This is a genomic window from Bradyrhizobium sp. UFLA05-153 (genome assembly GCF_054185185.1).
On the sequence record NZ_JBBIAM010000024.1, the window covers coordinates 1 to 21,377 of the forward strand.

The window sequence follows — 21,377 nt, forward strand, 5'->3', positions numbered from 1 at the left end:
GTGGTGCTGGAGGCGGCGGAGGCGGGGCAGGTGGTGGTGCCGGCGGAGCAGGAGCTGGCAGTGGTGGTGGCGGTGGAGCGGGAGCTGGTGCCGGAATAGGCGTTGGCGCTGGATCCGGTGGTGGTGTGGGAGCCGGCATCAGTGGTGGTGGCGGTTATGGTGGGGGAAATCCTTATCCCACTGCATACAGTTGGTCGTACCCCAACCAATTAGGCCAAAGGCGCCATAAGGCTTGGTTTGGCGGTGGCGGATTTGGTTATGTTACGTCTATCCCGGTCCAGCAGCGCGCTGCCCAGACTCGGTGGCATAGCCGGAAGAACGCGACGCTCGAGCGCGATTTCCGCAGATTTCATAAGGCTCAGCGAACAAACGACTCGCTCAAGCCGCGCGAAGTAATGCTGAAGGAGTTGCCTGATCAGGAATCTGTGCAGTCGTTTGGGGCGCGAACGTTACTGGACGCCCGCCCCCGCGGAAATGATGATGCGACGGCCGGCGAGCCACTGGTAAATCGCAGGCCGGATGGCATCGAGCGTCAAGCCGAACGAACGATCGGCGCGGTAGACGGGCGCGAGCCGCCAAATCCCTCGGCGGATGTCGCTCAGGTTAGCCCGCCCCCCGTCATCGAACACATCGAACACGAGGACGCGCCAACAACCGGGTCACCGGTAAATCGCACGCTGGATGACCTCGAGCGCACAGCCTTACTAACGGTCGGCACGGCAGCCGGATTCTGGCAAGAGCCGCTACATCCCTTGGCGGTATTGGTCGGCGTGATGGTGGTCGTGGCACTCGGCCTTATCGAACTTCTGCTGCGACGCCCGGTGGTCGACTTTTCCTGGGATATCAGTAAATGCATAAACCTCAAATCCAAGACTCCGGCCGAGCTTGTCTCATTTGCGGAAGAGAACGGGGTCGAGAACGCCAGCACCATGCCCAAGCAGGAGCTCCTGTTCGCTATCCTCAATCAGCTGCGAGTGCCGAATCAAGTCGCGGCCGAGCCCACTGCCGTATCTGGACGGGTCCCCGAAGCTGTTTTTTTGTTAGTCGCACTCGCGCTCACGGCGGGTTGGCTTTACGCTCTCGGTACAGGGACATATAACTTAATAAGTTGGCTGTTCTCTTAGAAGAACGCTCGACCTGCTTCGCAGACAGCGGCGAAGACCACCATTGCCAAAACCGCGGATTGGTCACCAGCATCGCCCTCGTATGGCGACGGCGCCTCGTTCTCGCGAGCGAACCATTGAGTCCGCATACACAGAATGCCGTCGTAGAGCGCGTTCGCCATTTCCCACGCTGCATGCTCTCCGACGTAACCCGCTGTTCAGGAAGCGAAGGCCCTGGAATTTGGAGCGGCTGCTGGCGCGCGGCCGGACGGCATCACCGTGGCGCCTTTCGAGCGCGGCGAGATCGGGCCGGACCTATTCCACGATGCCCTCCAGCAGGTAGCCAAGCTGGGCGGGGGTGATCGTCACCACGCCATCAGCCGACGACGGCCACAGGAAGCGGCCGCGCTCCAGCCGCTTGGCATAAAGCGACATGCCCAGTCCATCGTGCCAAAGGATCTTAATCAGCTTGCCGCTTTTGCCACGGAACACGTAGAGATCGCCGCCGTGCGGGTCTCGCGTGAACGCCTCCTGCACCAGCAAGGCCAGCGAGTTCATGCCGCGACGCATATCGGTGTGGCCGGTCGCAATCCACACCCGCACGCCCGACGCAATGGGGATCACCGTAAGCGTCCATCTGCCAGCGCCGCCACGGCGGCCTTCAGCGTCGCCGCGTCGACCGCGCCGGTGATCCGCATCCGAGCCCCGGCAGCAAACTCGATCTCGATCGACCCGGCGCTGCTGGCCGGCGTGGCTGGACAAGGCGTCGGCCCTGATTCCGCGACCACTATCGCCGGTACGAAGCTAGGTTGATCGGCGGCATTCTTCGGCTCGGGCCGAAACGACCGGCGCCATCGCAGCAGCAATGAGCGCGAAACGCCATACCGCCGCGCTGTTGCCGCGACCTGGCGCGGCGCCTGCAAGCTCTCCAGGACGATCTTGAGCTTCTCATCCTCGGACCAGCGCCGCCGCCGGCCCGTGTCCACCACCTCAAGCCGTTCGACTTGGGCACTGCGCCTATCATGAACCCGAGCCCTCTTCAGTGAAATTACAGCAAGGCGTCACATATGATATGATGACGGCAGCTGATGATTTGCCCGCGCAGGAATCAGGCCCACTATTTTTCCGGTATCTCCCCTTGGGTCCACCGGCGGCCGTCGCATGGCGGAATAGCTACCGCTGCCATCGCCCAGCCGCTCGAACAAAACACCGGGGCCCGGATGGCCCCCCGGCACAAACGCCCTTCACCGCAAACCCCTTGAGGTGTAGCCTTTTCGTCACGCGCGCCAGCCGACCCGGGAGGTCTCGGCACGGGCCGACCCTCATTGCGTGGAAGCGTGGGGATCAATCATGAGGATCAAATATCTGGAGTTCATCCAGCGCTTTGCCGTGTTCGACGAGGCGGCGTTCCTGAACTACGCCCGAACGCTTGGTGGTATCGTGGACGAGGACGACCAAGAACGGAAGTTGGTTACCGCTGTGATGTTGGTTGCACCCAACGGCCCACATCCGCACAGCCGAGCCGAGAGTGAACACGGCTATTTTCTGGACGGCGCGGAAGGTTCGCTGGTTAGCCAACGGCCACCTAACTTTTAAAAACAATGCAGCCCTCAAGGCCGCCAAGGCCAAGCGCTATCCGTGGATCGTCGAGGCGGCGCGCAAGAACCGCGTGAAGCAGTTCATCATCGACGGTGAGGCTGTGGTGCTCGGCGTCGATGGCGTTTCCGACTTCGACGCCCAGCACAGCGGCAAGTGTAACGACGAAGTCCAGCTCTATGCCTTCGACATCATGGCGCTCGACGGCGAGGACCTGCGTGGTCTCCCACTATCGATGCGCAAGACCAATCTCGCGCGGCTGCTGGCGCGGCGACCTGACGGCATCTTTGTCGCGCCGTTCGAGCGGGGCGAGATCGGTCCCGACCTATTCCGCGCCGGCTGCCGGATGGGGTTGGAGGGTTTGGTATCGAAGCGGCGAATGCGGAAATTGGCAGGAAGGCTCGACACGACCACGGGATGGGTCGCCCGCAACGGTGCGAGCGCGAAATGGCAGCGCAGTAGCCACCAGGATTAGGCCGGTTGCCTTATTCAGGATCACTGCTTCAAGGCCGCGAAACTTGAACATCCTGATAAGCAGAGGCAGGCGAAACTCGGCGCCGCCCAGTCCTATGAGGCCGCCCAAAGTGCCAATGGCTGCGCCGGTGCCGAAGGCGGATAGATTGCCTCGCATGGGAACACGACCGACGGGGGTGCAAGAATGCGCCGAACATACTTGCCCGTGATCCGTCGTGGCGGGGAGCTTCACACCTGCTTACGGCAGGGCGTGGGCTGGAACGGCGTTAGCCCAGAATTTGGGGCATTGGGCAACACGATCGAGTGGGATGTGACGCAATTCACATTCGCGCGTCGCGGTTCGATCTAATCAAGATGCTGCAAGCCAGCCTATCGAAATCGAACAAGAGGCTTTCTCATGAAGCATCCGATGATTAATGCAATTGCAGCTCTTGCCGTACTCGCAGCAGCGGCCAGCATGCTCATGTGGCATGTGCCTTCAACGAAGATAGCGGCCGGAACAAACCCAATGCCGTCGGTGCGAGAACTCCACGATCGGGCCAACGCAAACAAGCTCCCAGATCAGGAAATTGAGGATCAGTCGGTGGTCTTTGCGGGTCCGACGAAGCGCTAAAAAGACGAGAGAATGCCGCTGGGGCATCTAGCTGTTCCAACTCAGAAATCTGAGTGCTAGTGGAAGCTGAAACTTGGGGTCAAATTTTTCCGCTTAGACACCCAAAGCCGACTGTCCTCTAGCCTTTATGTGGAAAGTGCGGCCTTGCCGACCTTGACCCGATGATGAACCTTGCTCGGCGCGGCCAGGAGATCGACTTGTCCTTATTGGACGGGCCGTGACGCCCTCAAGGAGACGCTGCGCCGACCTCCGCAATTGGGTTTGTTTGACGGCGATGCTGGCGTGGCCGCTGTCTCGCGCGTCGGCTGTGGTGACGATAGTGCGCGCGGTGATGGGGACGGGGGGCGGGTATGTTGGCGTTACCGGGAGAGAATCTCATGCGACTAAGTTTCGCCATGATGACTTTGCTAGCGATTACAGGGCTCGTTTGTTTGGCGACCGCCGAAGATGTAAGACATCCACCTTGGCTAGACCTGTTTGCCGACGCCAAACAATGCAGCGAAGCCGCCTTGACCAGCTACGCCTTGTCCAGCGCCGAACCCGCCGAAAAAATTGCTGAAATGGCTTTTCGGAAATGCTCTGACAAATGGAGCCAAGCCGTTGAGCCTCTTGGTAAGCAAATAGACGCAGATCCGGCACGCCAAGAAGTGTATAAAAACTGCATCGACAAGTTAGGCCCATCATCTTGCCCAGCGCCGCTGCCGTCCAGTGTCTATCTAATGGACGCCGCACAGCAGAGCTTCCAATATCAGGCTGTGACCAAGGTCTTCGATCTTCGCGCCAAAGCCGCCGGAAAGTAGGGTTGGCGAGCAATTGCCGCTGCGTAGATCAATGCGGTGAATTAGCGTCTAAAAAATACATGCATTTGATGCGGAGGGTGCGGCTTCCCAGCAATCGCAGGCTCCTGCCTTGGTGCTTAGGCGTACTAGATTTCAGCCAGCAACCCGCCCTCGACGTGGCGGCTGGGAAATCGACGATCTCGGGACGGACAATCCAGCGTATATTCCGTATACGGGAAAACGTTACGCGCGAGATAAGAAGGTGCGCGACGCTGTCAAACTGCGCGCTGCCGGTAAGTGTGAATATTGTGGTGAGGTCGGTTTCCAATGCGACAATGGGATGCCGTATTTGGAATGTCACCATATCCTTGCTTTAGCGAAAGATGGCTCGGATAAGATGACCAACGTGATTGCGATCTGCGCTCGCGACCATCGTGAAGCCCACTTCGGGAAGAATAGAGCCGAGATCGAACTGGAAATGATTGCCAAAGTAAAACTCGCACGAAGCGCTTAGGCAAATGATGACTGCCCTGAAAAACAGCCAATGCCCCGCGTCTTCCCCGACTATCCAGTTCCAGTGATCCGCAACACGGAAGCCGGGACTGAAATGACCTGATGCGCTGGGGCATGCCACCACCGCCGCGCACGGGCGGCCCGCCGGTCACTAACATCCGTAGCCTCGCGCCGTTCAACGGTATCGCTGAGGTAATTGCTTAGGCCGCCCAAGTCCGGATGCATCCCGCTCCTTCCCAATCCGGAACGCGCTGAAGGAGAAAATAACGAGCGTTGCACATTTACACCCGCGCAGCCGTTCGAGATACTAAGCTGGTCGATCTAGACGACCGAAACATATTTCGTGTTTACTTCGATATGATCAGCGGGGGGCGAAAAGTGTTTGATGTCTATCGCAATGATAAGCGCGACTTGCTCGTTCTAAGCACTGGCTCTGAGATACCCGTGCTTACCTCCAGGTATAAGTGGCGCAAGAGCAGACAAAGAGTTTTCAAAGTCAGTGATGAGATCAGGTCAGCCGTTCAGAGACAAGGGTATTCCAAGAAGGGGATGATCTAGTTTCAATGGTCTTTGCGCTAGATCAACATCCGTGGTGGGTCGGTGCTCAACGTGGTTGCTCCCGACGAGCGAACTCCGACGGAGGCAGCGCGGACTGATGACAACGACGGATGGTGGCCGATCTCTAGAGGGTTGCCGTGTCCTCATCTTGGAAGATGAATATTTCATCGCTGACGACCTGAGCGAAATCCTCAAATCTCACGGGGCGACAATCGTAGGCCCGCTGGGCGATTTGATCGATGCGGAGCGTCAGGTCACCCGCGATCATTTCGACTTTGCAATTGTTGACGTCAATCTTCGTGGCGAGAGCACCTACGGCATCGCTGACCAACTCGCTCGACAAGGCAGACCATTCGCATTCGCTACCGGTTATGGCGCAGGCGCTATCCCCGAACGCTTTCGTGACGTGAAAAGGTTCGACAAGCCTTTGGATGCCGCTATCGTTCTCGCGGGCATTCGAGAACTGTGGCGACGCTAAAGCCGACCCCGGCCCGCTCCGGCGGCCCGAATCGGGCTTGATGCGCGTCGCTGGCTGGCAACAGGTCCAAACCGATCTCGGGTCCGCATCTGGTCTATTGCTTTCTCACGACCGCGCCGAATGCAGTGGTCGAGCCGATCCATCCCAAGGCAATGCCGGTGATCCTGACGACCGACGAGGAGCGCGATGTCTGGATGCGCGCGCCGTGGGATGAGGCGAAGGCGCTGCAACGGCCATTGCCGGATGATGTGCTCAATGTCGTGATGCGTGGAGCGGAAAAGGAAGATCGGGCAGCGGCATAGCTGGAACAACTCTCGTAAGCCCGAATTGGCTCTCTGGGCCACAAGAAAGATTGGCGCGAGGTCCCCACCCCTTTGTGCCTCCTGCCCAAGGCGGGACCTGCGCTCTGGGAGAATTCATCATGGCTCACCCAACAGAAGAGCAGATACGGAAACGCGCGTTCGAACTGTGGGAGCAGGCAGGCAAACCGGAAGGACGCGAAGACGAGTTTTGGCAACAAGCCCAGAGGGAATTGCAGAGCACAGAACAGAATGGTGATCCAAACAAAGGTGCCGACATTTGACGCCGCCGGCGCCAGGACCGAGATGACGCTGATGCGCTCGGACATGCCACCACCGCCGCGCACTGGCGGCCCGCCGGTCACCAACATCCGCCGCCTCGTGCCGTTCAACAGCATCGCTGAGGTAATCGCCTAGGCCGACCAATCTGTCCGGAAGCGTATCAGCTCATTCCCAATCCGGAACGCGGTGAAGCAGAAACTGGCGAGCGTTGCAGATTTACAACCCGCGCAGCCCTTAGAGATAGTAAGCTGGTCCGTCTAGGACCGAAACTTATTTCATGTCTATTTCAATATTATCAGCGGGGGCGAAAGGTGTTTGTTGTCTATCGCAATGATAAGCGCGAGTTGCTAGTTCTAAGCAAAGGCTCTGCGATACCAATGCTCAGCTCCAGAATAAGTGGCGGAAGAGCAGAAAAAGAGTTTTCAGAGTCAGCGACGAGATCAGGTCAGCCGTTCAGAGACACGGCTATTACGTCCGCAGCTTGCGGGCCACCAAGGAGCGCACGATCTAGGTTGAGCAGGTCGGCGGCCGGTGTTCTCTACAGCATCACCACCAACGAAGCCGCCATACTCGCACTCTTCCGCGTGGTCAACCGCAACGTCGGCAACCTTGCAGCCGATGCGCGGCGTCTTCGCTGAGTATCCGTCGCCCGTGATCCGCAACACGGAGGCAGGAACTGAGATGGCCCTGATGCGCTGGGGTATAGCCCCGCCGCGCCGCGCGGGCAGCCCGCGATCGGTCATCCCCGCACTGGCGCGCTGAGGCCGGCAGATGACATGCCAAATGCATCGGGCCGGCGGGATGATCCGAAAACCTGGGCTCTCGTCAGGGTCGCCGATCTAGCTCGCAGCTGATCCGCTAGTGAATGTTCGCAGTCGCATAGTCTGTCTATACTCGATGGCTTCAGGCACTTCCCTGAATTCCAGCAGCTCTCCCGCTAGCTGACCAAGATGCGCTTTCACCTCTAAGGGGGCAGCTCGAAAAAACTCTCGCCTTCGATTAACCTCGTTGACACGGCATCCAGACAGCCGATCATGCATGGACATTTCAATGCCGACGGCATCGTTAGAGAAGAAGAGCGCATGGACGTCGAAATTGAACGGAACTGACGCATCACTCAGCTCTCGAATGCGTTCCATTGGATCAAGGCGCCTCGTCATTCCAATCTTCACCATCTTCTCCCCGAATGACCCGACGTTCGAGATCACGTACACATAACCCGCGCGCGTATTCGCTGCGCGAGCTTCAACGCTCTCAATTGCCTTATCTACGTCGGCGATCTGCTCCCGAAGCCGCAGCATACCGCCCTCATCGCCATTTGCGGTAACTGCTTCAAGCGCATTCTGGTAATGCTGCTTCTCTTTAACCAGTTTTGCGCGCTCGCGCTCGATCTCTTGCTGAGCTTTCCGCTCATCTCGCATCCGCTCACGTTCCTGCCGTTCGGCCTCTTTCTCTCCAGCCTGTTTCTGGAGGAAATCGGCAGTGAGTTCTAACTCATCGATCCGCAGTTGAACGTATGCGGGCGAGATACTCACCTGCAATGTGTTGCCCAGCTTCCTAATAGTCTCCTCGACCTTCCTCAAACGCTCGATTGCACTTTGCAGCTTGTACGGCTTCAAGCTCCGAACAAGGTTGTCGGCCTCGGCATTGAAAGCTCGCAACATGAGCTTGGAAATTTCTCGGGTCATCTTGCGGCCTTCGACTTCGGAGCCGCCGACTGTCCAGCTGGTTGCGGCAAGTACCGCGCCGCCGTCCTTCTTCGCAGTTGCCTTGATGGTGTCTTGGAGTCGATCCAATGCCTTCTCGTAAGCCATAGCATCTGTGAGAGGATGCCGATACTCATAGATACCAATTTCTTGAAGAAGGGCAGTCTCCCTTGTTTCGACGACAGTCCTGCGCGCTTCTTCGACTTCCTTCCGCACGGCGGCTTGTTCAGCTTCAATGTCAGCGCGAGCTTGCACGAGCTGTTTGTTCAGCGCGTCCACCTGCGCCTCTAGTTCTCGTCGCCGCGCGCCGATGTCGAGGAGCGGAGCAGCTCCGATCGCCTCAAGTTGCTGCCGTCCGAGATCGCGCTCCGCTCGAAGTTGCTCAACCTGGGCGCTCAGTCGCTCGGCAGCAGCGGTGAGATCAGCGCTCTTCGACGCGATTTCCTTGCGCTCGCGCTCGGCCGATCGAAGCTTTGAGTTAAGTTGATCTACCTCTTCCAGGAGTTTGCGGGCAAATGCGCGAGCACCAAAGAAGGGCACAGTTCTGATTGGTCCGTAGGCAACTTCCTGCATCGAACTACCTTCAAATGGAAACTTGACGGTTGGAAATGTGGACGCGATCTCGGGTTAAATGAGAATTCCAGAGCAATAGGACACTTTCAAGCAGAGTTTGCGCCGACACCAATCGCGGGTTCACCGTTGCTGACCTGAAGCTCGTCGCGATAGATCATTCGGCTTTGCCATGGCCGATGCGCCCCATCGGCATATGAGGGCCACCGGGGGGCACGCCGAGGGGCATGCAAATGGCGAGCCACTCCAGCGACATCCTGCTTGCGAGAAATGCGAGCGCGAAATGATGCTCCTCGGAGAATTGCCTCCGATTGGAGACCGGAGAGCTGTGCGGGTGTACAAGTGCCTTCCTTGCCAGCGGATAAGCTCTACGCCTGCTCAGGATTAAGTGGCGGCACGGCACTCACGTCTCATTGTGCGCCGCGAAGGTCATCGCTGTTCTCGCCTTGTCCGTAGTTTAACGGGCGTTGCGCATCGGCATTGTTTGGCATCTACTTCAAATTGAATTTTTATGACGACCTAATTTTCAGACGAGGGGCGGCTCATTGAGCGTCAAAGCCATGATGGTGACGATCCTCCAGAACCAGATGGCTTTGCGCGGCGTCCATTCGCTGACTTCTTCTGACTACGAAGAAATCGTGGACTTACTGATCGAGCAGTTCAGAGACCTTGAACTTCGCCTGGCCGCGCTCGAAGTAACTGACAAGCCAGAACCGCCGGAGCCTCGTTAGCCGTCTTTAACCTCAACAAGGACCGCGCCCACTCGCGAGCGCAAGCGCTTACGCCGCGTGGGGCGCGGAGGTTGATGCTCGCTTTCTCTGGCCGCTAGGACGCTTGCACTGTCGGCACTGGCCCCGTCGGGCACTGGCACTAGTGGCCTTCCGATCTAGACCTCGGCCGATGACGGCACCTGATCTGGGGCAAGATATGGCAACCGCGCGGTATCGAGCTGATCACATTCCGCGCGAAAGCGGCTCGCAGCCAGCTCGCCCTTGCGCCACTCTGCGCGGCGCCGGCGCTCCATCGCCAACGCCTTGTGTGCCTCAAAATCCCAGATGATCTTGTCGATCTCGGCGCCGTTCAGCGTTCTCTTGATGCGCAAGAGGGTGGACAGCACCATCAGGAGATCGCCATACGGCAGCAGAGATCGCGCGCGGCGACATCACAGTGCGAGATGAAGCACTCGATCGCCTCCTCGTTCTTAGAGAACAGCGGGGCAAGCTCGCGCGCCTGCCGAAGATCATCTGCCGGCGACGCAGGCTCACCGTCCAGCAACATGCGCTCAGCGGCTCGGCCAGCCATCAGTTCGATCACCTGAGTATAGGCATTGGCGAAGATGTTGGAGAACGAGCTGTGGTCCTCGCCAGCGTTGGGCATCAGCGGAGCCATGATGGGCGCCCTGGCGCGCCAGGACCAGCACGATGAGGCCCGATAACATATCGGGAACGAGACTGAACAAAACGCGATAGGAGGCGAAAATGGCTCAGAGTGCATTGACGGTGACGGTGGCGAGCCCGACGCCGCCGACCAATTTCTCCAACACCGGCGCGACGGGACCGAACCCACCGATCGGCCGTGGCACCGAGTCATAGCCGATCCATCCGAAGGCGATGCCGGTGGTCCGAAGAGCGACAGCGGCATTCCGAGCCCGATCGCCTGGTCTACAAGCGCCGAAATAGCTACGTGTGGCGATCAGACGCGGCCTTGTTCGCCGTCCTTAATTTCCCTTGGATATATTCCGCGGCATCACCGATCTCGTCGCGCATGGCCTGTTCGGTGACGCCTTGGCCTTTGGCCATTTCGATGCAGCGTCGCGTCAGCTCGGCCACGTCTTGGGACGCCCCCGGCGTTCCATACTGCTCTGCGGCGTGAACGCTGTTCTCGATCCAATAGTCGATGAACTCTCGCGCTTTTCCACTCATGTTTTCACCTGGGCTGAGAGATAAAGTGGTGCGCCTGATGAAGCGACACTCGGCGGCGCGCGGATGTGTCATCGCGATCAATCCTTCAGCCGGGCGCGAACGCTGATGATCGAGCGCGCCGACCACTTGCCGCCGCGCGCGGTGACGATGCCGCGGCGATCCAGCTCCTTGGCCGCCGCATTGGCTGACAGACCTTCAAGTTCGGTAAGCGCGGGACGCAGACGTTCGGCAAAAGCCTTGGAATTGGCCGCGTTGGCGGCAGAACCCTTGGCGCGCGTCGCGTGATTGGACGGAATTTGGTACCCCTTCGGCTGTCCGAGGCGTTTGCCGCGGGCCTTGGCCGCCGCCAGCGCCTCCTTGGTGCGTTGGCTGATCATGCGCCGCTCGGCCTGCGCCACGAGCGCCATCATGCCGACGACCATCTCGTTGGCTTCCGGCATGTCGGCGGCGACGAACTTGACGCCGGCCTTCTGCAAACCGAGCAGGAAGTGCGCGTCGCGGCTCAGGCGGTCGAGCTTGGCTATGATCAGCGTCGCGCCGTAGACCTTGCAGGCGGCCAGCGCCTGAAGCAGCGCCGGGCGATTGTGATCGTCCTTGCCGCTCTCGATCTCGACGTGCTCCTCGACCAGCTTCCAGCGCCCGCCGTTGAGAAAGGTCGTAACAGCGGCGCGCTGCGCTTCAAGGCCGAGGCCGCTTGCGCCCTGCCGCTTGGTACTGACGCGGAGATAGCTAACGAATTTGCCGCGATGTTCGATCATTCTGTCTCCTATACGGAGACAGATAACCTTCGTCATAAGGAAGCGCAAGGCGTTGGCAGCAACAATCCTGAACTCGGTGCAGGATCTGATCAGGCCAATCCGGGACTATTACTGGGATCTCAGTCGCTCGCGACCGCTACTGGAAGCGTAGCGGAGGCGCTGGAGCGGCGCAGCCCCTCGCGGGAGTGGATTGCCGGCGGGGGTGATCCAACGCACCAGTGAGTCCCGCTCACCGCCGGCGGCGGTGGCGTTCAGGCGACGTCGGGCTTGGGCGGCACTTCAACGATGTCGTCATCGACAGTGATCTGCGGCAACGGCCGACCGTCAATCCCGAAGCCGGCCAGAAATTTGACCTCCTGTTCGTTGATCAGTCGGTACTCCAGGCCCTTCCCTCATCTTTGTAAAACTCGAAGATCACTATATTCGCGTCCCGATCCTCGGGATGGGCCGCGAAGTGGCGATCTCGCGCTGCGTCCGGATCCTCTTTAAAGCCGCGACGAACCGTCACGACCTTCAGCGGACGGTTCTGCTGGATCCGCTCCTCGATCAGGTCAACTGCGTGAGAGAGCCGGCTGATGAGGGATGCGTTGACCATTGTGGGTGTCCATATCTCGCGACAGTAATACCAGTCGCTGTTGAACGTCGGTCAGGATCTCCGCCTCAAGGCAGGCGCGAATTTCCTTCAGCGCATAGATGAACCGGGTCATTTCGTCCGATCGGATCCTGCCGTTCAAGCCAAGCCGGTAGAGCCGGGCCATTTCGCCCCGCACCCCGGCAAGCGTGTCCAGCGCCACCGCATTACGAGGGGGTAGCACCTCGGCTTTTGGTTTCTGGGTCAATGACATCCGACCGGTTCATTGGGGGTGAGCCACCATAACGCAATTTGTCCCGACCGGCGAATGCATCGTGCGCGGTAAGGGGCGAGACCCGCCCGAACGGTCCAGGCAACGCTCAGGCCCATTTTGTCGTCGCGGAGGGGACTCCCTCGACGGCAGGCAAAGGCGGCGGCAGCGGCAGCGAAAGACAGTGAGGTCTGACTTGATGACGGCGCGGCGCGGGGTGGGGATTTCCAGCGGAGGTTGGGGTACATTCTCTATTAGAGTTCTTATAGAGAATGTACCCTAACCTCGGCAGGGCGGGCCGGCGCCTTGCCTGTTCACGGCACCGGTCGACGGTAACCCTTACCCTTCCGTCCCCCTGGCGCGCCCGCCTTCTTGAGGCCGGGCCTGAACTGCGGCACCCGCTTCAGGAAGGCCTGCGGCCTTGAGCTTCGCGCCCATCTCGGCGAACGAGCGCCAGAGGACCTCGCCCTCCATGGCGAAAGCATCGTCACGCCGGCTATCGTCGTTGTCGGACTGAAGCCCCGGTTTCGCTGACGCGATCTGTTGCCACGGAGTAGCGTAAAACCGTACCAGCCGTCCGAGCTTCGCTTCCAGCCACGCCATAGTCTCGTTCGATCCCAGCAGGCTCACAGCATGCGCGAGATGTTTTCCGCTGCCGGGGCGTTGGTACTGCACCCATAGAAACGGCGACTGAGAGTATTGCGTACTGAAAAACGCTGGCGATCCTGCATCGCCGCCCTGACCTTGTGCCGCGCAGCCCGCAGCCCGGGCGCGTTTGCGGGCCTGCTTCAGCGTGTTGGCCGTAAACAGCTCCTTGTAGGCCGTGGCCGCGTCGGTGACGTTCTCCAGCCACACCCCGCCGGTAGCCAGCATCAGCCCGTCCAGCCCGACATCCAGCTCGCTCCAGAGCACCGGCTCCACCGGACCCAGTTCGGGCAACGGCACATCGGTCCAGAGATGGATGTCCAGCGGGTCGTCGGCCTCGCGCAGCCCTGCGCGTGCTCGCCCGATCGCCTGGATCAAGGCTGCCTCGGTGATCTGGCGCCGCACCCGCTCGGCCCGCGGGTCCGGGTGCTCCCAGACGTCGACCAGCACCGTGTTGTTGCCAGCCACATCCGGCACGATGGGTATTCGCCCCTGCTTCGGCTGGACCCGATACCCCCGCTCGGCGATGTAGTGGCCGAACAGCGCCTCGGTCATCCGTGTGACAGCCTCGGCTGACGCTAGCGGCCGGCCGATCACAAATAACGCTCGCACGTTCGAAAGCGCGTTGGAGCCGGTGACGTCGCCATGGTGGAACAGCTTCAGCCAGGGGGGCACGAAGCAGTTCTGCTCGATCCATTCCCGGGTCGACTTGTAGGTGATGACGCCAACCTCGGCGCCGCCGTATTCCAGTGCCTTCGCCAGCACCGCCGCATAGAGCCGCCGCGCCGCGGCTTCCCGCCGCTTCAGCTCCTCTCCCTCACCCTCGACCGCGACCGCATATTTCGAGAGCGGCCGGTCGATGCACTGAATCAGCCGCACACTGGCGGGCCGCGGCAGCTGTTGCCACGTCTCCACCTCGCACTTCAGCTGCGGCCAGATCGCCCGCAACAGCTCCGCATCTCCGGTGGCATCACAGATTAGCGTCGGCACCTCCCATCCCTTGGCAAGCTCGCGCAGGCCCGCCATCCGGATCATGCGCCCTTCTTTGCCGCGGTGGATCTGCACCCGCCCGCCGGCCCCGAGCAGCCCCCACAGGGTCACCAGCTTTTTGATGCGGATGTTGTCGTTGGCCAGCTCCAGCAACTCGCGCACCTCGCGCGCGCTCATGTCCGGGCGGATGTCGGGGTCGACCTTGTCGCGCCATTCCAGCGTGCACATCCACCTTGCCTTGCAAACTTCGGTATCGGCGACGCGAATGCGGCTGCGGAAGATGGCGGCCAGAAACTCGTTTACGCCCGACCCCGCTTCCAGCGGGAAGTTGGCAGCGTACACGTATGTGGCTCGGCGTTCGATGAACTCGGCCAGGATCTCGCGCGTGGTCGGCGCGCCCTTGTGGGGATCGGCTGGCGGTTGCAGCCGGTCCAGTGCGGCATACAGCGCCTTGCGGCCTCCCATCAGTTGCTCGCGGCCCTTGAAATCGCGCCGCGGTTCCACTTTCAGCGCGTCGAGTTCGAGCGTGAACTCGTCGGTGACGTCAGTACCGAAGATGAACGCGTCGAGCGGTGACTCGTCGATCATCACCCGCCCAACATGGCCGAACGCCTTCGGCATCTCGTGCACCATCATCTCGTGCGCGGCGAACCAGATATTGGCCTTGATCCGTTTCTGCCGCTGGTAACCGCAGACCTCGAAATGCGGGCACCGCACCGCCTTTGCGCCGCGCCCCTGTTTGCAGAGGTGTTTTTCGACGTTGACCAGCGCCGCCTCCAGCTCCCTGGCCTCATCGCTGCGCCAGCACATCGGCTTGAATTTGCCGGGGCGTGCTGGATCGGGGGCTTCAGGATCGTCACGATGCCGGCCGCGCCACACCGCGGCGACAGACTCGGGATGCTCTTTCAGCATCGCTGCCACCTGCTCGTCGCCGAGCCGGTGCCGCGGCACCAGGATCACCACGCTCTCGTCGGGATGCTCGGTCACGTAACGCACGGCGGCGGTGCGCGTCAGGGTTGACTTGCGGCTGCCGGTCGGCGCGATCACCAGTGTAACGCCGTCATTCGCCCGCTCGATGCTGCGCTTGACGCGGTCGTAAATCTCCCGCGCGCTTGGCGGCGCGCGCGCGTTCGCCCAGTCCTTTCGGGCGAGCTTGACCGTCTTGCGCCTGAATGCGTTCGGGCGCTCCAGCAGCCAGAGCGCCCAGTCCATCATGTTGTCCGGGAGATATTGCAGCACGTCGCCCCATTGGCGGTCGCAGCCCGCGAGGTTGGCTTGGATCTCGGGCTCCGCCAGCGTGACCATGTGTTGCAGCTTCCCGGTGATCGTGACCGCGTGGTCGAGGAAGCTGACATGGTCGGGCGGCGGATTGGCCCTCAGCAGATGCAGCACCGCCGCCTTCAGGTGCGAGCGCACCTCGCCGTCGCTGCCGACGCCGCGCACCGCGCTCGCCGCGTCGGGATGATCGGCGATCTCGCTGCCTTGCCCCTGCGCCTTCGCCCACCGCGCCTTGTGCGCGAGATCGTCGGGCACGGCGATGGTCTCGACGCTGCCCCTGATCCAGCCGATCGTGGGGCAGTCGCCGAGCACGTCGCGGCCGGGGTGCTCGTCCCAGTGTGCGCGCTGGATGTAGTTCGGCTGCACTGGCCGCGAAATTGCCTCGTCGAGCGGGAGACCGCTCGCGGCCTTCAGGACGCGGGTGAGCGCCACCGCCTCGTTCCAGTTCAATGCGCGGTCGGCGAGGAATGCGAGCCGCACGCGCACTGAGCCGTCGCCGATCCGGCCGGTCCAGCGTTTCTGTTCGTCGCGTTCCAGCCCGTGCGTGGCCGAGAAGAACCATACTAGCGAAGCCGAGGCGAACGGTTCGCCGAGCCGGTCGACGATGCGCCGGATCGCGCCTTCAGGGTCGGCGCGCCACTTGGTCTCGACGCCGTCGATGTCGAGGAAGAACAGCCTGGTAGGCTCGTCGAGGAAGCCGTGATCGCCGCGCTCCTTCACGCCTGCGTTTTGCCGTCGCGTCATCTCCCGCGACAGATTGGCAGGCGCGCCGCGGATCAGGCAGATGTTGCGCGTGCGCGCCTCGCGCAGATAGTCAAACAGTGCGACGGTCGTGGCAGGGATACGCTTCACGTACTGCCGCCAGTACTTGACCTTCGGATACGGCGTGATGCTCCCGTCGCGCTCGATGCGTTTGCCGATGAAGGCGTCGTCGTATGGCGACAGCTCAGTGATCTCGATGACCTCGACGGCCTCCAACTCGATGACCTCGGTGGTCGGCTCATGCACGGTCATGATCGCCACCTCGACCATCGCCGTCTGCAATGGCGTCGACAATCGCACCGAGGATCGACGCCGCTGCCCCCGAGCTGTCGCGCGTGATTGCGTGAGCGATGGTTACGACGTCAACGCCGTGCTGGAGCGCAAGGCTGAGCAGCACGCCCGCGTCACGCGCGACACTCGCAATGTCTGTCCCAGACTTGCCGATGCTGATGAACACTTCGCCGAGCGTGTCGTCGGCGTAAAAGCCGGCGGTGACCGTGATCATCTGGTTGCGGAACAGCAGGTCGAATGTTTCGGCCCGACGTCGGTGCTGAAGCCGACGGCGGCTCACAGGTGAAAGCGTGACCGTGCTGTCCATATGACTCCCCTGTGCGGCTCGCGGCCGCGTTTGTGTTCTCCTTTCCTGTTTCCTGTTTGCCTGTTGCTCGCAGGCAGCCGGGATCATCGGCTGCTTGCGAATGTTGCCAGCGACGGGATGTCAGGGTATTGGAAGAGCCGTGTGTGACACTTCTGGCGTTCGGATCGACATCCCTCGCCGCAAGACGTTCCAGCGAGCGGCGACCTCACGGGTCGCCGTTTTCGTATCTCAGTCCTCTCCCTTGGCGACCCCGACGCAATTCGCCCGGTACGCCTCGCCGATCATCGGCATCCCATGCCGCGGCGGACCAAAGGTCCGCAGGGCCTGCGATGGTGCGCCGAGCGTGATCATCGGATTCCGTCGCGCGTTCGGTACGATGAGCCGGGCGGAATCGGCGGCCGCTTACGGCGCTGTCGGTCAGGCCAGTGCTCAAAGAACAACCGTCGACCCGCGTTACGCGGTCAACGCGCCCCGCCAGGCGCTGAGCTCCGGTAAGCCGAAGCGCGCTCATTGCGCCGCCCTGGCGGGGAAAGGTCATGACACACCTCGCTTCCGCGAGATGCGATGAATTTCGGTCTTGCCGGTATAGCCGCGCGATACGGGTAGATAGAGCCCGCCATGGCCGCTGGGGCGCTCTGAAAAAGCAACAGTCGATTGAGGATCGCCGGTAGGAAATCGCCCTACCTCATCTCCCCACACGTCCCAGCCTTCGCGTCGCTCGCGCGCGAATAGATCCGCTCGCCGCAGACCGGGCGTGCGTTCGGTGACCATCCGATAAAACTCATCTGGTTTGCGGCTGTGCTCGCGCGCGAGCCCATCGAAGATCGACGGCAGGAGAAAACAGCGCGGCCTGCCGACCACGCCCAGCAGGAGAAGCTCGTGACCGCTCTGTGCCCAACGCCCTGTGCCCCAGCGAACTTTGCCGTTGCGAGTGATTTTGCGCCACACAAAGCTGGTCTTGTAGACGATTCCCCACGCCCGCAGAGTTGCTAGCGCATGCAGCAGCATGGCCCCGGTCGCCCAGAGATACACGATGGCGTCAGGCTTCAACAATTCGCGCACCGGCAAAGCCATGATCGCGGCAAGCGGCATGGTGCGATACTGTTTCGACGCCGATTTACTGGTCTGGCCGGCCTGACTCCACGTTTCGAAGTGCCAAGGCGGATCGATCACCACCAGGTCATAGCTGTGCAGTGGCAGCGGCCAGCAAAATGAAGGGGTGGCTGTCATTTCGATTAACCCTTCGAACCCGACGGCGTATTCACCGCCTTCCGCGGCCTGCCAGTGATGACAGCCAGGGCGCCTCCCTTGGTTTTCGGAACTTCTCCAGGTACTCGCTTGGCTTCATCCGCCTTGCATGGCGCCGTCGCGGATGTCCCCCCGCGGCGGTCCTTCTTTGTTCGGCCATGTGCCTCATCGGACTGCTCGCGCGGACTCACGATGATCTCGGTGTGCTTGGCTTCCCGCGCGCGACGCCATTCCGCCGCAGACTCAAACGAGATCAGCGTGCGGGCTCCAACTTTCATCTCGCGTGGGCCTTCACCTTGCTTTTTCAGCTTGTAGAAAAATCCCTCGCTGATGCCGTGGGCCTTGCAAAACTCCGGAATACTGAGCGCCAGGCGTGGCGTTGGCAGTGGAGGCGGCCCGACAGCAGCGAACTGGGTGCGGAATTTCGGCATGCTCGACTCCTCTGGGGTTGAGGGGCCGGCGCCGCTTGGCAACTGCGTTGATCAGGACTAGATTTCGGCTGTCTCGACGTAATCCAATTCCGACCGGCGCTGCTCTGCGGCGTCGGTCATTCATTCGCTCCCGGTTGGAAGCGCCTTCAGAAATTCGAGCAGATCACTGCGGAGTATCAAAGTCCGCTTGCCATGTTTGCGGGCTTTAAGAATGCCTCTCGCGATGGCGTCGTAGAGTCGGGTGCGGCCGATGCCGGCAACCATGCAGGCCTCGCGAACCGAAAGCCCTTCACGTTGTAACTCTATGGCTGCATTTAGCATTTGTATTCTCCGTTGCCGTCCACGATCGGTCACATGGACAACCGGAGAGTATGCGTGCGGCGCCGACACAAAAATCGCGCGGACAATTTTCGTCGCCGACTAATTTTGATCGCTTGAATTTTCGTCGGTCAGACCGACCCCCAACACCGCCCCCATGGCTTGCGAAATTGGTGATGCCTTGAGTTGTTCGGTGAGGCGACGGCGATGTTGTTCCGCCTTGCGTGCTTCTCGATGACGCGTGATGAGGTTAGGCCGCGAGTAGTTCCGCCAGGGCTTCATCTCATCCTTTTGAAGCTCCTCGATGGCCTGCTCGTAGTTCATTTCCTTGGTTTGCCGCAGCGTATCGACGTCGCGTAGGAGTTCACGATCTAAGCCGTTCTTCCAGGTCCGCTTTCGTCCGCGCTGCTTCGGGGGTTCGTAAAGGACTTGCATTCCCGGGATATGCGCCAATGCAAGTATTGCGGCCAGTTCAATCCCCGCACTAGGTTCTTCCGGATCGATCGAGTACCAGTGAAACAATTCATCAAATTTGAGAATTAATCGTTCGAACGCTCGATGCTCCGCTTCGGCCCTCTCCCCGCCTAGCCCTCCCGGACCAACGGGGATCGGCTCGTAGATCGGAGTAGCGAGTTCTCCGGTATAGGGAGGCTTATTTCGCTTGCCTTTTTTGCTCATCGCGTGCACCTCGCGAGCGAGCACCTGTGAGGCGCGCGGAAACCGGCGGTGCGAGCCGGCTTGTCGGATGCCTCCTATCCGCGCCGATGGTCAGCTTACCTCCCGTACACCTTGCTTCCAACCCGGTCACATAGTCCGGTGTGCAGGGCACCCGGGCCGTCGCGGATGTCGCCTCGCGCTAGTCTTTCTTTTTTAGCCATCGGCGTCTGGCTTCTCACACGCAGCCGCCGGCAAAGTTTATTGAAGATTGCCAAGCGCTTAACGAGGATTTGAATGTGCCGTGCGGACGGCGGTTCGCTTCTGTGCCCATACAGCTCCTGGGCAACATCCTCCCAGGTCTTGCCGTGCTTTCTGAGACGCGCGGCTCTTTCGGCGAGTTTTAGATTTTTAGGCTTGTGTGCGAATTTACGGGTCGACCCCGCTGCTTCAATTTCTTCAGCACACTTTCAAGGATCTTTGCCTTGCCGCTTAAAAGCGCTAGGCGGCTCCAACGAACCACCGAGCTTCCTTGTGAGGGACCCATAGCGGATCAGGACGAGGGGGCTTCTTCTTGGGGATGAGGTCATTGGATGACGTTACCCTGCGCGAGCGAGACCTCGTGCACCAGGATGCAATGAGAGATCAATTCGGTCAAAGTGTCCAACGTGGACAGTGCAAAGGGTTATGACGCGAGCCGTGCCAGCGGAACAACGTCTGCCAAGTTCCCCGGCGCACCGAGATCGAGCAACGCCGCACGCGTAAGCGCCTCGGTTGAATCGCCAAGAATGTAACGACTGTAGTTTCGCTCGATCATCGCAATCGACGTATCGTGATGCGCGGCGACAACGCGAGTTGGCACCAAGTTCAGCAATTGCCGGACGATTGACGAATGCCGCAGCGCGTACGGCGTCACCTCGGGCCCAAGCCCGATACGTTCGACGACCGAACGGAAGGTCTTGGCCAAGTTCCACATCTTGCCGAACAGCGGCGAGTGCGCGGCCCGGCCGTTCGCCTGTTGCCGCAGCGCCTTCGCCAGCCGCGTCGAGATCGGCAACGGCCGATACTCGATCTTGCGGTTCTTGCCCTTTCGGCTGGTTGGCATCATCAAGCGCGGAGCGGTCAGATGATCTTGCAGATCAGCGGGAGTTAGCCGGAAGACCTGGCTTTCGCGAGCGCCTGTCTCGGCCAAAACGTCGATCAGAAGCCCGAAGCCACCGTCCTCATCATACGATCCGCTGACAAGCTCCCTGACGGTGTGATCGGGCAGGATGACGTTGCGCGCGACCTCGCTGTCGGGCAGTTTCTTCAATCCGTTCTGCCACGCGGCCGTGTTGGTGATGCGCTTGTCAGTGCGAGCGGCGAGAGCGAGCGCCGCTTTGAGCGCACGCCCGATGCGATCCGCAGATGATGGCTTCAACCCGCCCTTGACCAGACCGGCGCGCCAATCTCTCAGTTCTCGTTCGGTGAGCAGCGCGACCGCCTTGCTCTTCAAGGCATCGGTCAAGTGCAAGCGTAGTTGCGTGGCGTTGTATTTGTTGCCGCCACGCGTTTCGAGATCGGCTTCGTAGGCGTCAACTGCCGCAGCGACACTGATCGGCTGGTCACTGTTGCCTTCGCCGGCACGCGCCAGCGTCTTGGCGCGCTCCAGCGCCTGCCAATACGTCATGACGCTCTCACCGTTCGCGTCCTCGTGGTCGTCGGCGAGAGCAAAGCGCTTCAACCAACCATGGGCTTTCACGCTCCACGTGCCAGGGCCTGCATTGCGGCGATAGGCGAGAAAGATGCCGGGCGCGATCAGCGCCGTGTAGGGTTTCTTCCGTGCCGCGAGCTTCAAACGTGCAGTACGGTTTTCCAGAAAAGCAGAGCGGGTACGGCGGGCCATCGTGTCCCTCAAAATGTCCCCAGAATGGGAGTGGAGGAGTATGGACCCCACTGTAGCGCAGTGGAGATAAATTCA

The 21,377-nt window shown here is 60.8% G+C and carries 26 protein-coding genes and 6 pseudogenes; 15 read left to right on the top strand and 17 right to left on the bottom strand.

From position 1 onward, the window contains the following. Nucleotides 1-842: 842 nt before the first annotated feature. Nucleotides 843-971: pseudogene (locus tag Q2941_RS16520) on the top strand (Rho termination factor N-terminal domain-containing protein); the annotation flags it as partial. Nucleotides 972-1,418: 447 nt separating this feature from the next. On the opposite strand, the gene tnpB reads toward Q2941_RS16520, so the two are convergent. Together tnpB and tnpA are read right to left on the bottom strand one after the other, a co-directional pair. Next, nucleotides 1,419-1,727, bottom strand: coding sequence for an IS66 family insertion sequence element accessory protein TnpB (tnpB, locus tag Q2941_RS16525; RefSeq protein ID WP_458193124.1), 309 nt, complete (start codon nucleotides 1,725-1,727; stop codon nucleotides 1,419-1,421). Then, a complete protein-coding gene (tnpA, locus tag Q2941_RS16530; protein WP_458193125.1) occupies nucleotides 1,724-2,092 on the bottom strand; it encodes an IS66-like element accessory protein TnpA in 369 nt (122 codons plus the stop codon). Before tnpA ends, tnpB begins: the two co-directional genes overlap by 4 nt. A 361-nt stretch (nucleotides 2,093-2,453) precedes the next feature. Here tnpA and Q2941_RS16535 point away from each other — a divergent pair, with 361 nt between their 5' ends. Further along, on the top strand, nucleotides 2,454-2,699 hold the full coding sequence (locus Q2941_RS16535) for a hypothetical protein (protein WP_458193126.1): 246 nt from the start codon (nucleotides 2,454-2,456) through the stop codon (nucleotides 2,697-2,699). Next, on the top strand, nucleotides 2,632-3,174 hold the full coding sequence (locus tag Q2941_RS16540) for an ATP-dependent DNA ligase (RefSeq protein ID WP_458193127.1): 543 nt from the start codon (nucleotides 2,632-2,634) through the stop codon (nucleotides 3,172-3,174). Before Q2941_RS16535 ends, Q2941_RS16540 begins: the two co-directional genes overlap by 68 nt. Here Q2941_RS16540 and Q2941_RS16545 read toward each other — a convergent pair. Beyond that, a pseudogene (locus tag Q2941_RS16545) lies at nucleotides 3,130-3,330 on the bottom strand (sulfite exporter TauE/SafE family protein); the annotation flags it as partial. The gene Q2941_RS16540 and the pseudogene Q2941_RS16545 sit on opposite strands and share 45 nt — an antisense overlap. 240 nt (nucleotides 3,331-3,570) lie before the next feature. On the opposite strand from Q2941_RS16545, the gene Q2941_RS16550 reads away from it, so the two are divergent. From Q2941_RS16550 to Q2941_RS16600, 11 genes and pseudogenes are all read left to right on the top strand, one after another. Continuing rightward, complete coding sequence (locus Q2941_RS16550) at nucleotides 3,571-3,786, top strand: hypothetical protein (protein WP_458193128.1); 216 nt, start codon at nucleotides 3,571-3,573, stop codon at nucleotides 3,784-3,786. Nucleotides 3,787-4,163: 377 nt separating this feature from the next. Continuing rightward, nucleotides 4,164-4,586, top strand: coding sequence for a hypothetical protein (locus Q2941_RS16555; RefSeq protein WP_458193129.1), 423 nt, complete (start codon nucleotides 4,164-4,166; stop codon nucleotides 4,584-4,586). A gap of 241 nt (nucleotides 4,587-4,827) precedes the next feature. Further along, the gene (locus tag Q2941_RS16560; protein ID WP_458193130.1) at nucleotides 4,828-5,079 is read left to right on the top strand and encodes an HNH endonuclease; all 252 of its coding nucleotides are present in this window, start codon (nucleotides 4,828-4,830) and stop codon (nucleotides 5,077-5,079) included. A 30-nt stretch (nucleotides 5,080-5,109) separates the two neighbouring features. Further along, nucleotides 5,110-5,243, top strand: a pseudogene (locus Q2941_RS16565) (SOS response-associated peptidase); the annotation flags it as partial. A 213-nt stretch (nucleotides 5,244-5,456) separates the two neighbouring features. Next, entirely contained in the window at nucleotides 5,457-5,636 is a 180-nt protein-coding gene (locus tag Q2941_RS16570) for a hypothetical protein (RefSeq protein ID WP_458193190.1), read from the top strand. A gap of 97 nt (nucleotides 5,637-5,733) precedes the next feature. Then, nucleotides 5,734-6,114: a response regulator gene (locus tag Q2941_RS16575; RefSeq protein WP_458193131.1), complete on the top strand. Its 381-nt coding sequence runs from the start codon at nucleotides 5,734-5,736 to the stop codon at nucleotides 6,112-6,114. Between the two features lie 56 nt (nucleotides 6,115-6,170). After that, nucleotides 6,171-6,416, top strand: a pseudogene (locus tag Q2941_RS16580) (SOS response-associated peptidase); the annotation flags it as partial. A 119-nt stretch (nucleotides 6,417-6,535) separates the two neighbouring features. Continuing rightward, on the top strand, nucleotides 6,536-6,697 hold the full coding sequence (locus Q2941_RS16585) for a DUF2934 domain-containing protein (RefSeq protein ID WP_458193132.1): 162 nt from the start codon (nucleotides 6,536-6,538) through the stop codon (nucleotides 6,695-6,697). Next, nucleotides 6,666-6,830 (top strand): hypothetical protein, encoded by a 165-nt coding sequence (locus Q2941_RS16590; protein ID WP_458193133.1) that lies wholly within the window; start codon nucleotides 6,666-6,668, stop codon nucleotides 6,828-6,830. Before Q2941_RS16585 ends, Q2941_RS16590 begins: the two co-directional genes overlap by 32 nt. Before the next feature lie 176 nt (nucleotides 6,831-7,006). Next, a pseudogene (locus tag Q2941_RS16595) lies at nucleotides 7,007-7,206 on the top strand (hypothetical protein). A 1-nt stretch (nucleotide 7,207) separates the two neighbouring features. Next, nucleotides 7,208-7,452 (top strand): annotated as a pseudogene (locus Q2941_RS16600) (SOS response-associated peptidase); the annotation flags it as partial. Nucleotides 7,453-7,534: 82 nt separating this feature from the next. Here the strand turns inward: Q2941_RS16600 and Q2941_RS16605 are convergent. Beyond that, on the bottom strand, nucleotides 7,535-8,974 hold the full coding sequence (locus tag Q2941_RS16605) for an SNIPE associated domain-containing protein (RefSeq protein WP_458193134.1): 1,440 nt from the start codon (nucleotides 8,972-8,974) through the stop codon (nucleotides 7,535-7,537). A gap of 542 nt (nucleotides 8,975-9,516) precedes the next feature. On the opposite strand from Q2941_RS16605, the gene Q2941_RS16610 reads away from it, so the two are divergent. Further along, a complete protein-coding gene (locus Q2941_RS16610) occupies nucleotides 9,517-9,702 on the top strand; it encodes a hypothetical protein (protein WP_458193135.1) in 186 nt (61 codons plus the stop codon). Between the two features lie 155 nt (nucleotides 9,703-9,857). Here Q2941_RS16610 and Q2941_RS16615 read toward each other — a convergent pair whose 3' ends face one another. The 13 genes from Q2941_RS16615 to Q2941_RS16675 form a co-directional block, all read right to left on the bottom strand. Beyond that, nucleotides 9,858-10,091 (bottom strand): hypothetical protein, encoded by a 234-nt coding sequence (locus Q2941_RS16615; RefSeq protein ID WP_458193136.1) that lies wholly within the window; start codon nucleotides 10,089-10,091, stop codon nucleotides 9,858-9,860. Beyond that, nucleotides 10,091-10,360: a hypothetical protein gene (locus Q2941_RS16620; protein ID WP_458193137.1), complete on the bottom strand. Its 270-nt coding sequence runs from the start codon at nucleotides 10,358-10,360 to the stop codon at nucleotides 10,091-10,093. Before Q2941_RS16620 ends, Q2941_RS16615 begins: the two co-directional genes overlap by 1 nt. Before the next feature lie 290 nt (nucleotides 10,361-10,650). Further along, nucleotides 10,651-10,965: a hypothetical protein gene (locus tag Q2941_RS16625; RefSeq protein WP_458193138.1), complete on the bottom strand. Its 315-nt coding sequence runs from the start codon at nucleotides 10,963-10,965 to the stop codon at nucleotides 10,651-10,653. A 5-nt stretch (nucleotides 10,966-10,970) separates the two neighbouring features. Beyond that, the gene (locus Q2941_RS16630) at nucleotides 10,971-11,651 is read right to left on the bottom strand and encodes a recombinase family protein (RefSeq protein WP_458193139.1); all 681 of its coding nucleotides are present in this window, start codon (nucleotides 11,649-11,651) and stop codon (nucleotides 10,971-10,973) included. Nucleotides 11,652-12,018: 367 nt separating this feature from the next. Continuing rightward, nucleotides 12,019-12,246, bottom strand: a complete 228-nt coding sequence (locus tag Q2941_RS16635) for a hypothetical protein (protein ID WP_458193140.1) — start codon at nucleotides 12,244-12,246, stop codon at nucleotides 12,019-12,021. Next, nucleotides 12,203-12,496 (bottom strand): hypothetical protein, encoded by a 294-nt coding sequence (locus Q2941_RS16640; protein WP_458193141.1) that lies wholly within the window; start codon nucleotides 12,494-12,496, stop codon nucleotides 12,203-12,205. Before Q2941_RS16640 ends, Q2941_RS16635 begins: the two co-directional genes overlap by 44 nt. 336 nt (nucleotides 12,497-12,832) lie before the next feature. Further along, complete coding sequence (locus tag Q2941_RS16645; protein ID WP_458193142.1) at nucleotides 12,833-16,438, bottom strand: hypothetical protein; 3,606 nt, start codon at nucleotides 16,436-16,438, stop codon at nucleotides 12,833-12,835. Next, nucleotides 16,407-16,766 (bottom strand): TSCPD domain-containing protein, encoded by a 360-nt coding sequence (locus tag Q2941_RS16650; RefSeq protein WP_458193143.1) that lies wholly within the window; start codon nucleotides 16,764-16,766, stop codon nucleotides 16,407-16,409. The genes Q2941_RS16645 and Q2941_RS16650 overlap by 32 nt, the downstream gene beginning before the upstream one ends. Nucleotides 16,767-17,300: 534 nt before the next feature. Continuing rightward, nucleotides 17,301-17,996, bottom strand: a complete 696-nt coding sequence (locus Q2941_RS16655; RefSeq protein WP_458193144.1) for an MT-A70 family methyltransferase — start codon at nucleotides 17,994-17,996, stop codon at nucleotides 17,301-17,303. Nucleotides 17,997-18,001: 5 nt separating this feature from the next. Continuing rightward, complete coding sequence (locus Q2941_RS16660) at nucleotides 18,002-18,445, bottom strand: helix-turn-helix transcriptional regulator (protein WP_458193145.1); 444 nt, start codon at nucleotides 18,443-18,445, stop codon at nucleotides 18,002-18,004. Nucleotides 18,446-18,565: 120 nt separating this feature from the next. Continuing rightward, on the bottom strand, nucleotides 18,566-18,766 hold the full coding sequence (locus Q2941_RS16665; protein ID WP_458193146.1) for a helix-turn-helix domain-containing protein: 201 nt from the start codon (nucleotides 18,764-18,766) through the stop codon (nucleotides 18,566-18,568). 99 nt (nucleotides 18,767-18,865) lie between these two features. Beyond that, nucleotides 18,866-19,441: a hypothetical protein gene (locus Q2941_RS16670; RefSeq protein ID WP_458193147.1), complete on the bottom strand. Its 576-nt coding sequence runs from the start codon at nucleotides 19,439-19,441 to the stop codon at nucleotides 18,866-18,868. Between the two features lie 661 nt (nucleotides 19,442-20,102). Further along, entirely contained in the window at nucleotides 20,103-21,302 is a 1,200-nt protein-coding gene (locus Q2941_RS16675; RefSeq protein ID WP_458193148.1) for a site-specific integrase, read from the bottom strand. Nucleotides 21,303-21,377: the final 75 nt, after the last annotated feature.

Coding starts and splice junctions, on each gene's coding strand:
- Q2941_RS16645 (WP_458193142.1), bottom strand. CDS start 16,438: ATGGTCGAGGTGGCGATCATGACCGTGCATGAGCCGACCACCGAGGTC.
- Q2941_RS16585 (WP_458193132.1), top strand. CDS start 6,536: ATGGCTCACCCAACAGAAGAGCAGATACGGAAACGCGCGTTCGAACTG.
- Q2941_RS16605 (WP_458193134.1), bottom strand. CDS start 8,974: ATGCAGGAAGTTGCCTACGGACCAATCAGAACTGTGCCCTTCTTTGGT.
- Q2941_RS16630 (WP_458193139.1), bottom strand. CDS start 11,651: ATGATCGAACATCGCGGCAAATTCGTTAGCTATCTCCGCGTCAGTACC.
- Q2941_RS16620 (WP_458193137.1), bottom strand. CDS start 10,360: ATGGCTCCGCTGATGCCCAACGCTGGCGAGGACCACAGCTCGTTCTCC.
- Q2941_RS16615 (WP_458193136.1), bottom strand. CDS start 10,091: ATGGTGCTGTCCACCCTCTTGCGCATCAAGAGAACGCTGAACGGCGCC.
- Q2941_RS16655 (WP_458193144.1), bottom strand. CDS start 17,996: ATGACAGCCACCCCTTCATTTTGCTGGCCGCTGCCACTGCACAGCTAT.
- Q2941_RS16635 (WP_458193140.1), bottom strand. CDS start 12,246: ATGGTCAACGCATCCCTCATCAGCCGGCTCTCTCACGCAGTTGACCTG.
- Q2941_RS16575 (WP_458193131.1), top strand. CDS start 5,734: ATGACAACGACGGATGGTGGCCGATCTCTAGAGGGTTGCCGTGTCCTC.
- Q2941_RS16625 (WP_458193138.1), bottom strand. CDS start 10,965: ATGACACATCCGCGCGCCGCCGAGTGTCGCTTCATCAGGCGCACCACT.
- Q2941_RS16670 (WP_458193147.1), bottom strand. CDS start 19,441: ATGAGCAAAAAAGGCAAGCGAAATAAGCCTCCCTATACCGGAGAACTC.
- Q2941_RS16660 (WP_458193145.1), bottom strand. CDS start 18,445: ATGCCGAAATTCCGCACCCAGTTCGCTGCTGTCGGGCCGCCTCCACTG.
- Q2941_RS16675 (WP_458193148.1), bottom strand. CDS start 21,302: ATGGCCCGCCGTACCCGCTCTGCTTTTCTGGAAAACCGTACTGCACGT.
- Q2941_RS16650 (WP_458193143.1), bottom strand. CDS start 16,766: ATGGACAGCACGGTCACGCTTTCACCTGTGAGCCGCCGTCGGCTTCAG.
- Q2941_RS16555 (WP_458193129.1), top strand. CDS start 4,164: ATGCGACTAAGTTTCGCCATGATGACTTTGCTAGCGATTACAGGGCTC.
- Q2941_RS16535 (WP_458193126.1), top strand. CDS start 2,454: ATGAGGATCAAATATCTGGAGTTCATCCAGCGCTTTGCCGTGTTCGAC.
- Q2941_RS16665 (WP_458193146.1), bottom strand. CDS start 18,766: ATGCTAAATGCAGCCATAGAGTTACAACGTGAAGGGCTTTCGGTTCGC.
- Q2941_RS16590 (WP_458193133.1), top strand. CDS start 6,666: ATGGTGATCCAAACAAAGGTGCCGACATTTGACGCCGCCGGCGCCAGG.
- Q2941_RS16550 (WP_458193128.1), top strand. CDS start 3,571: ATGAAGCATCCGATGATTAATGCAATTGCAGCTCTTGCCGTACTCGCA.
- Q2941_RS16640 (WP_458193141.1), bottom strand. CDS start 12,496: ATGTCATTGACCCAGAAACCAAAAGCCGAGGTGCTACCCCCTCGTAAT.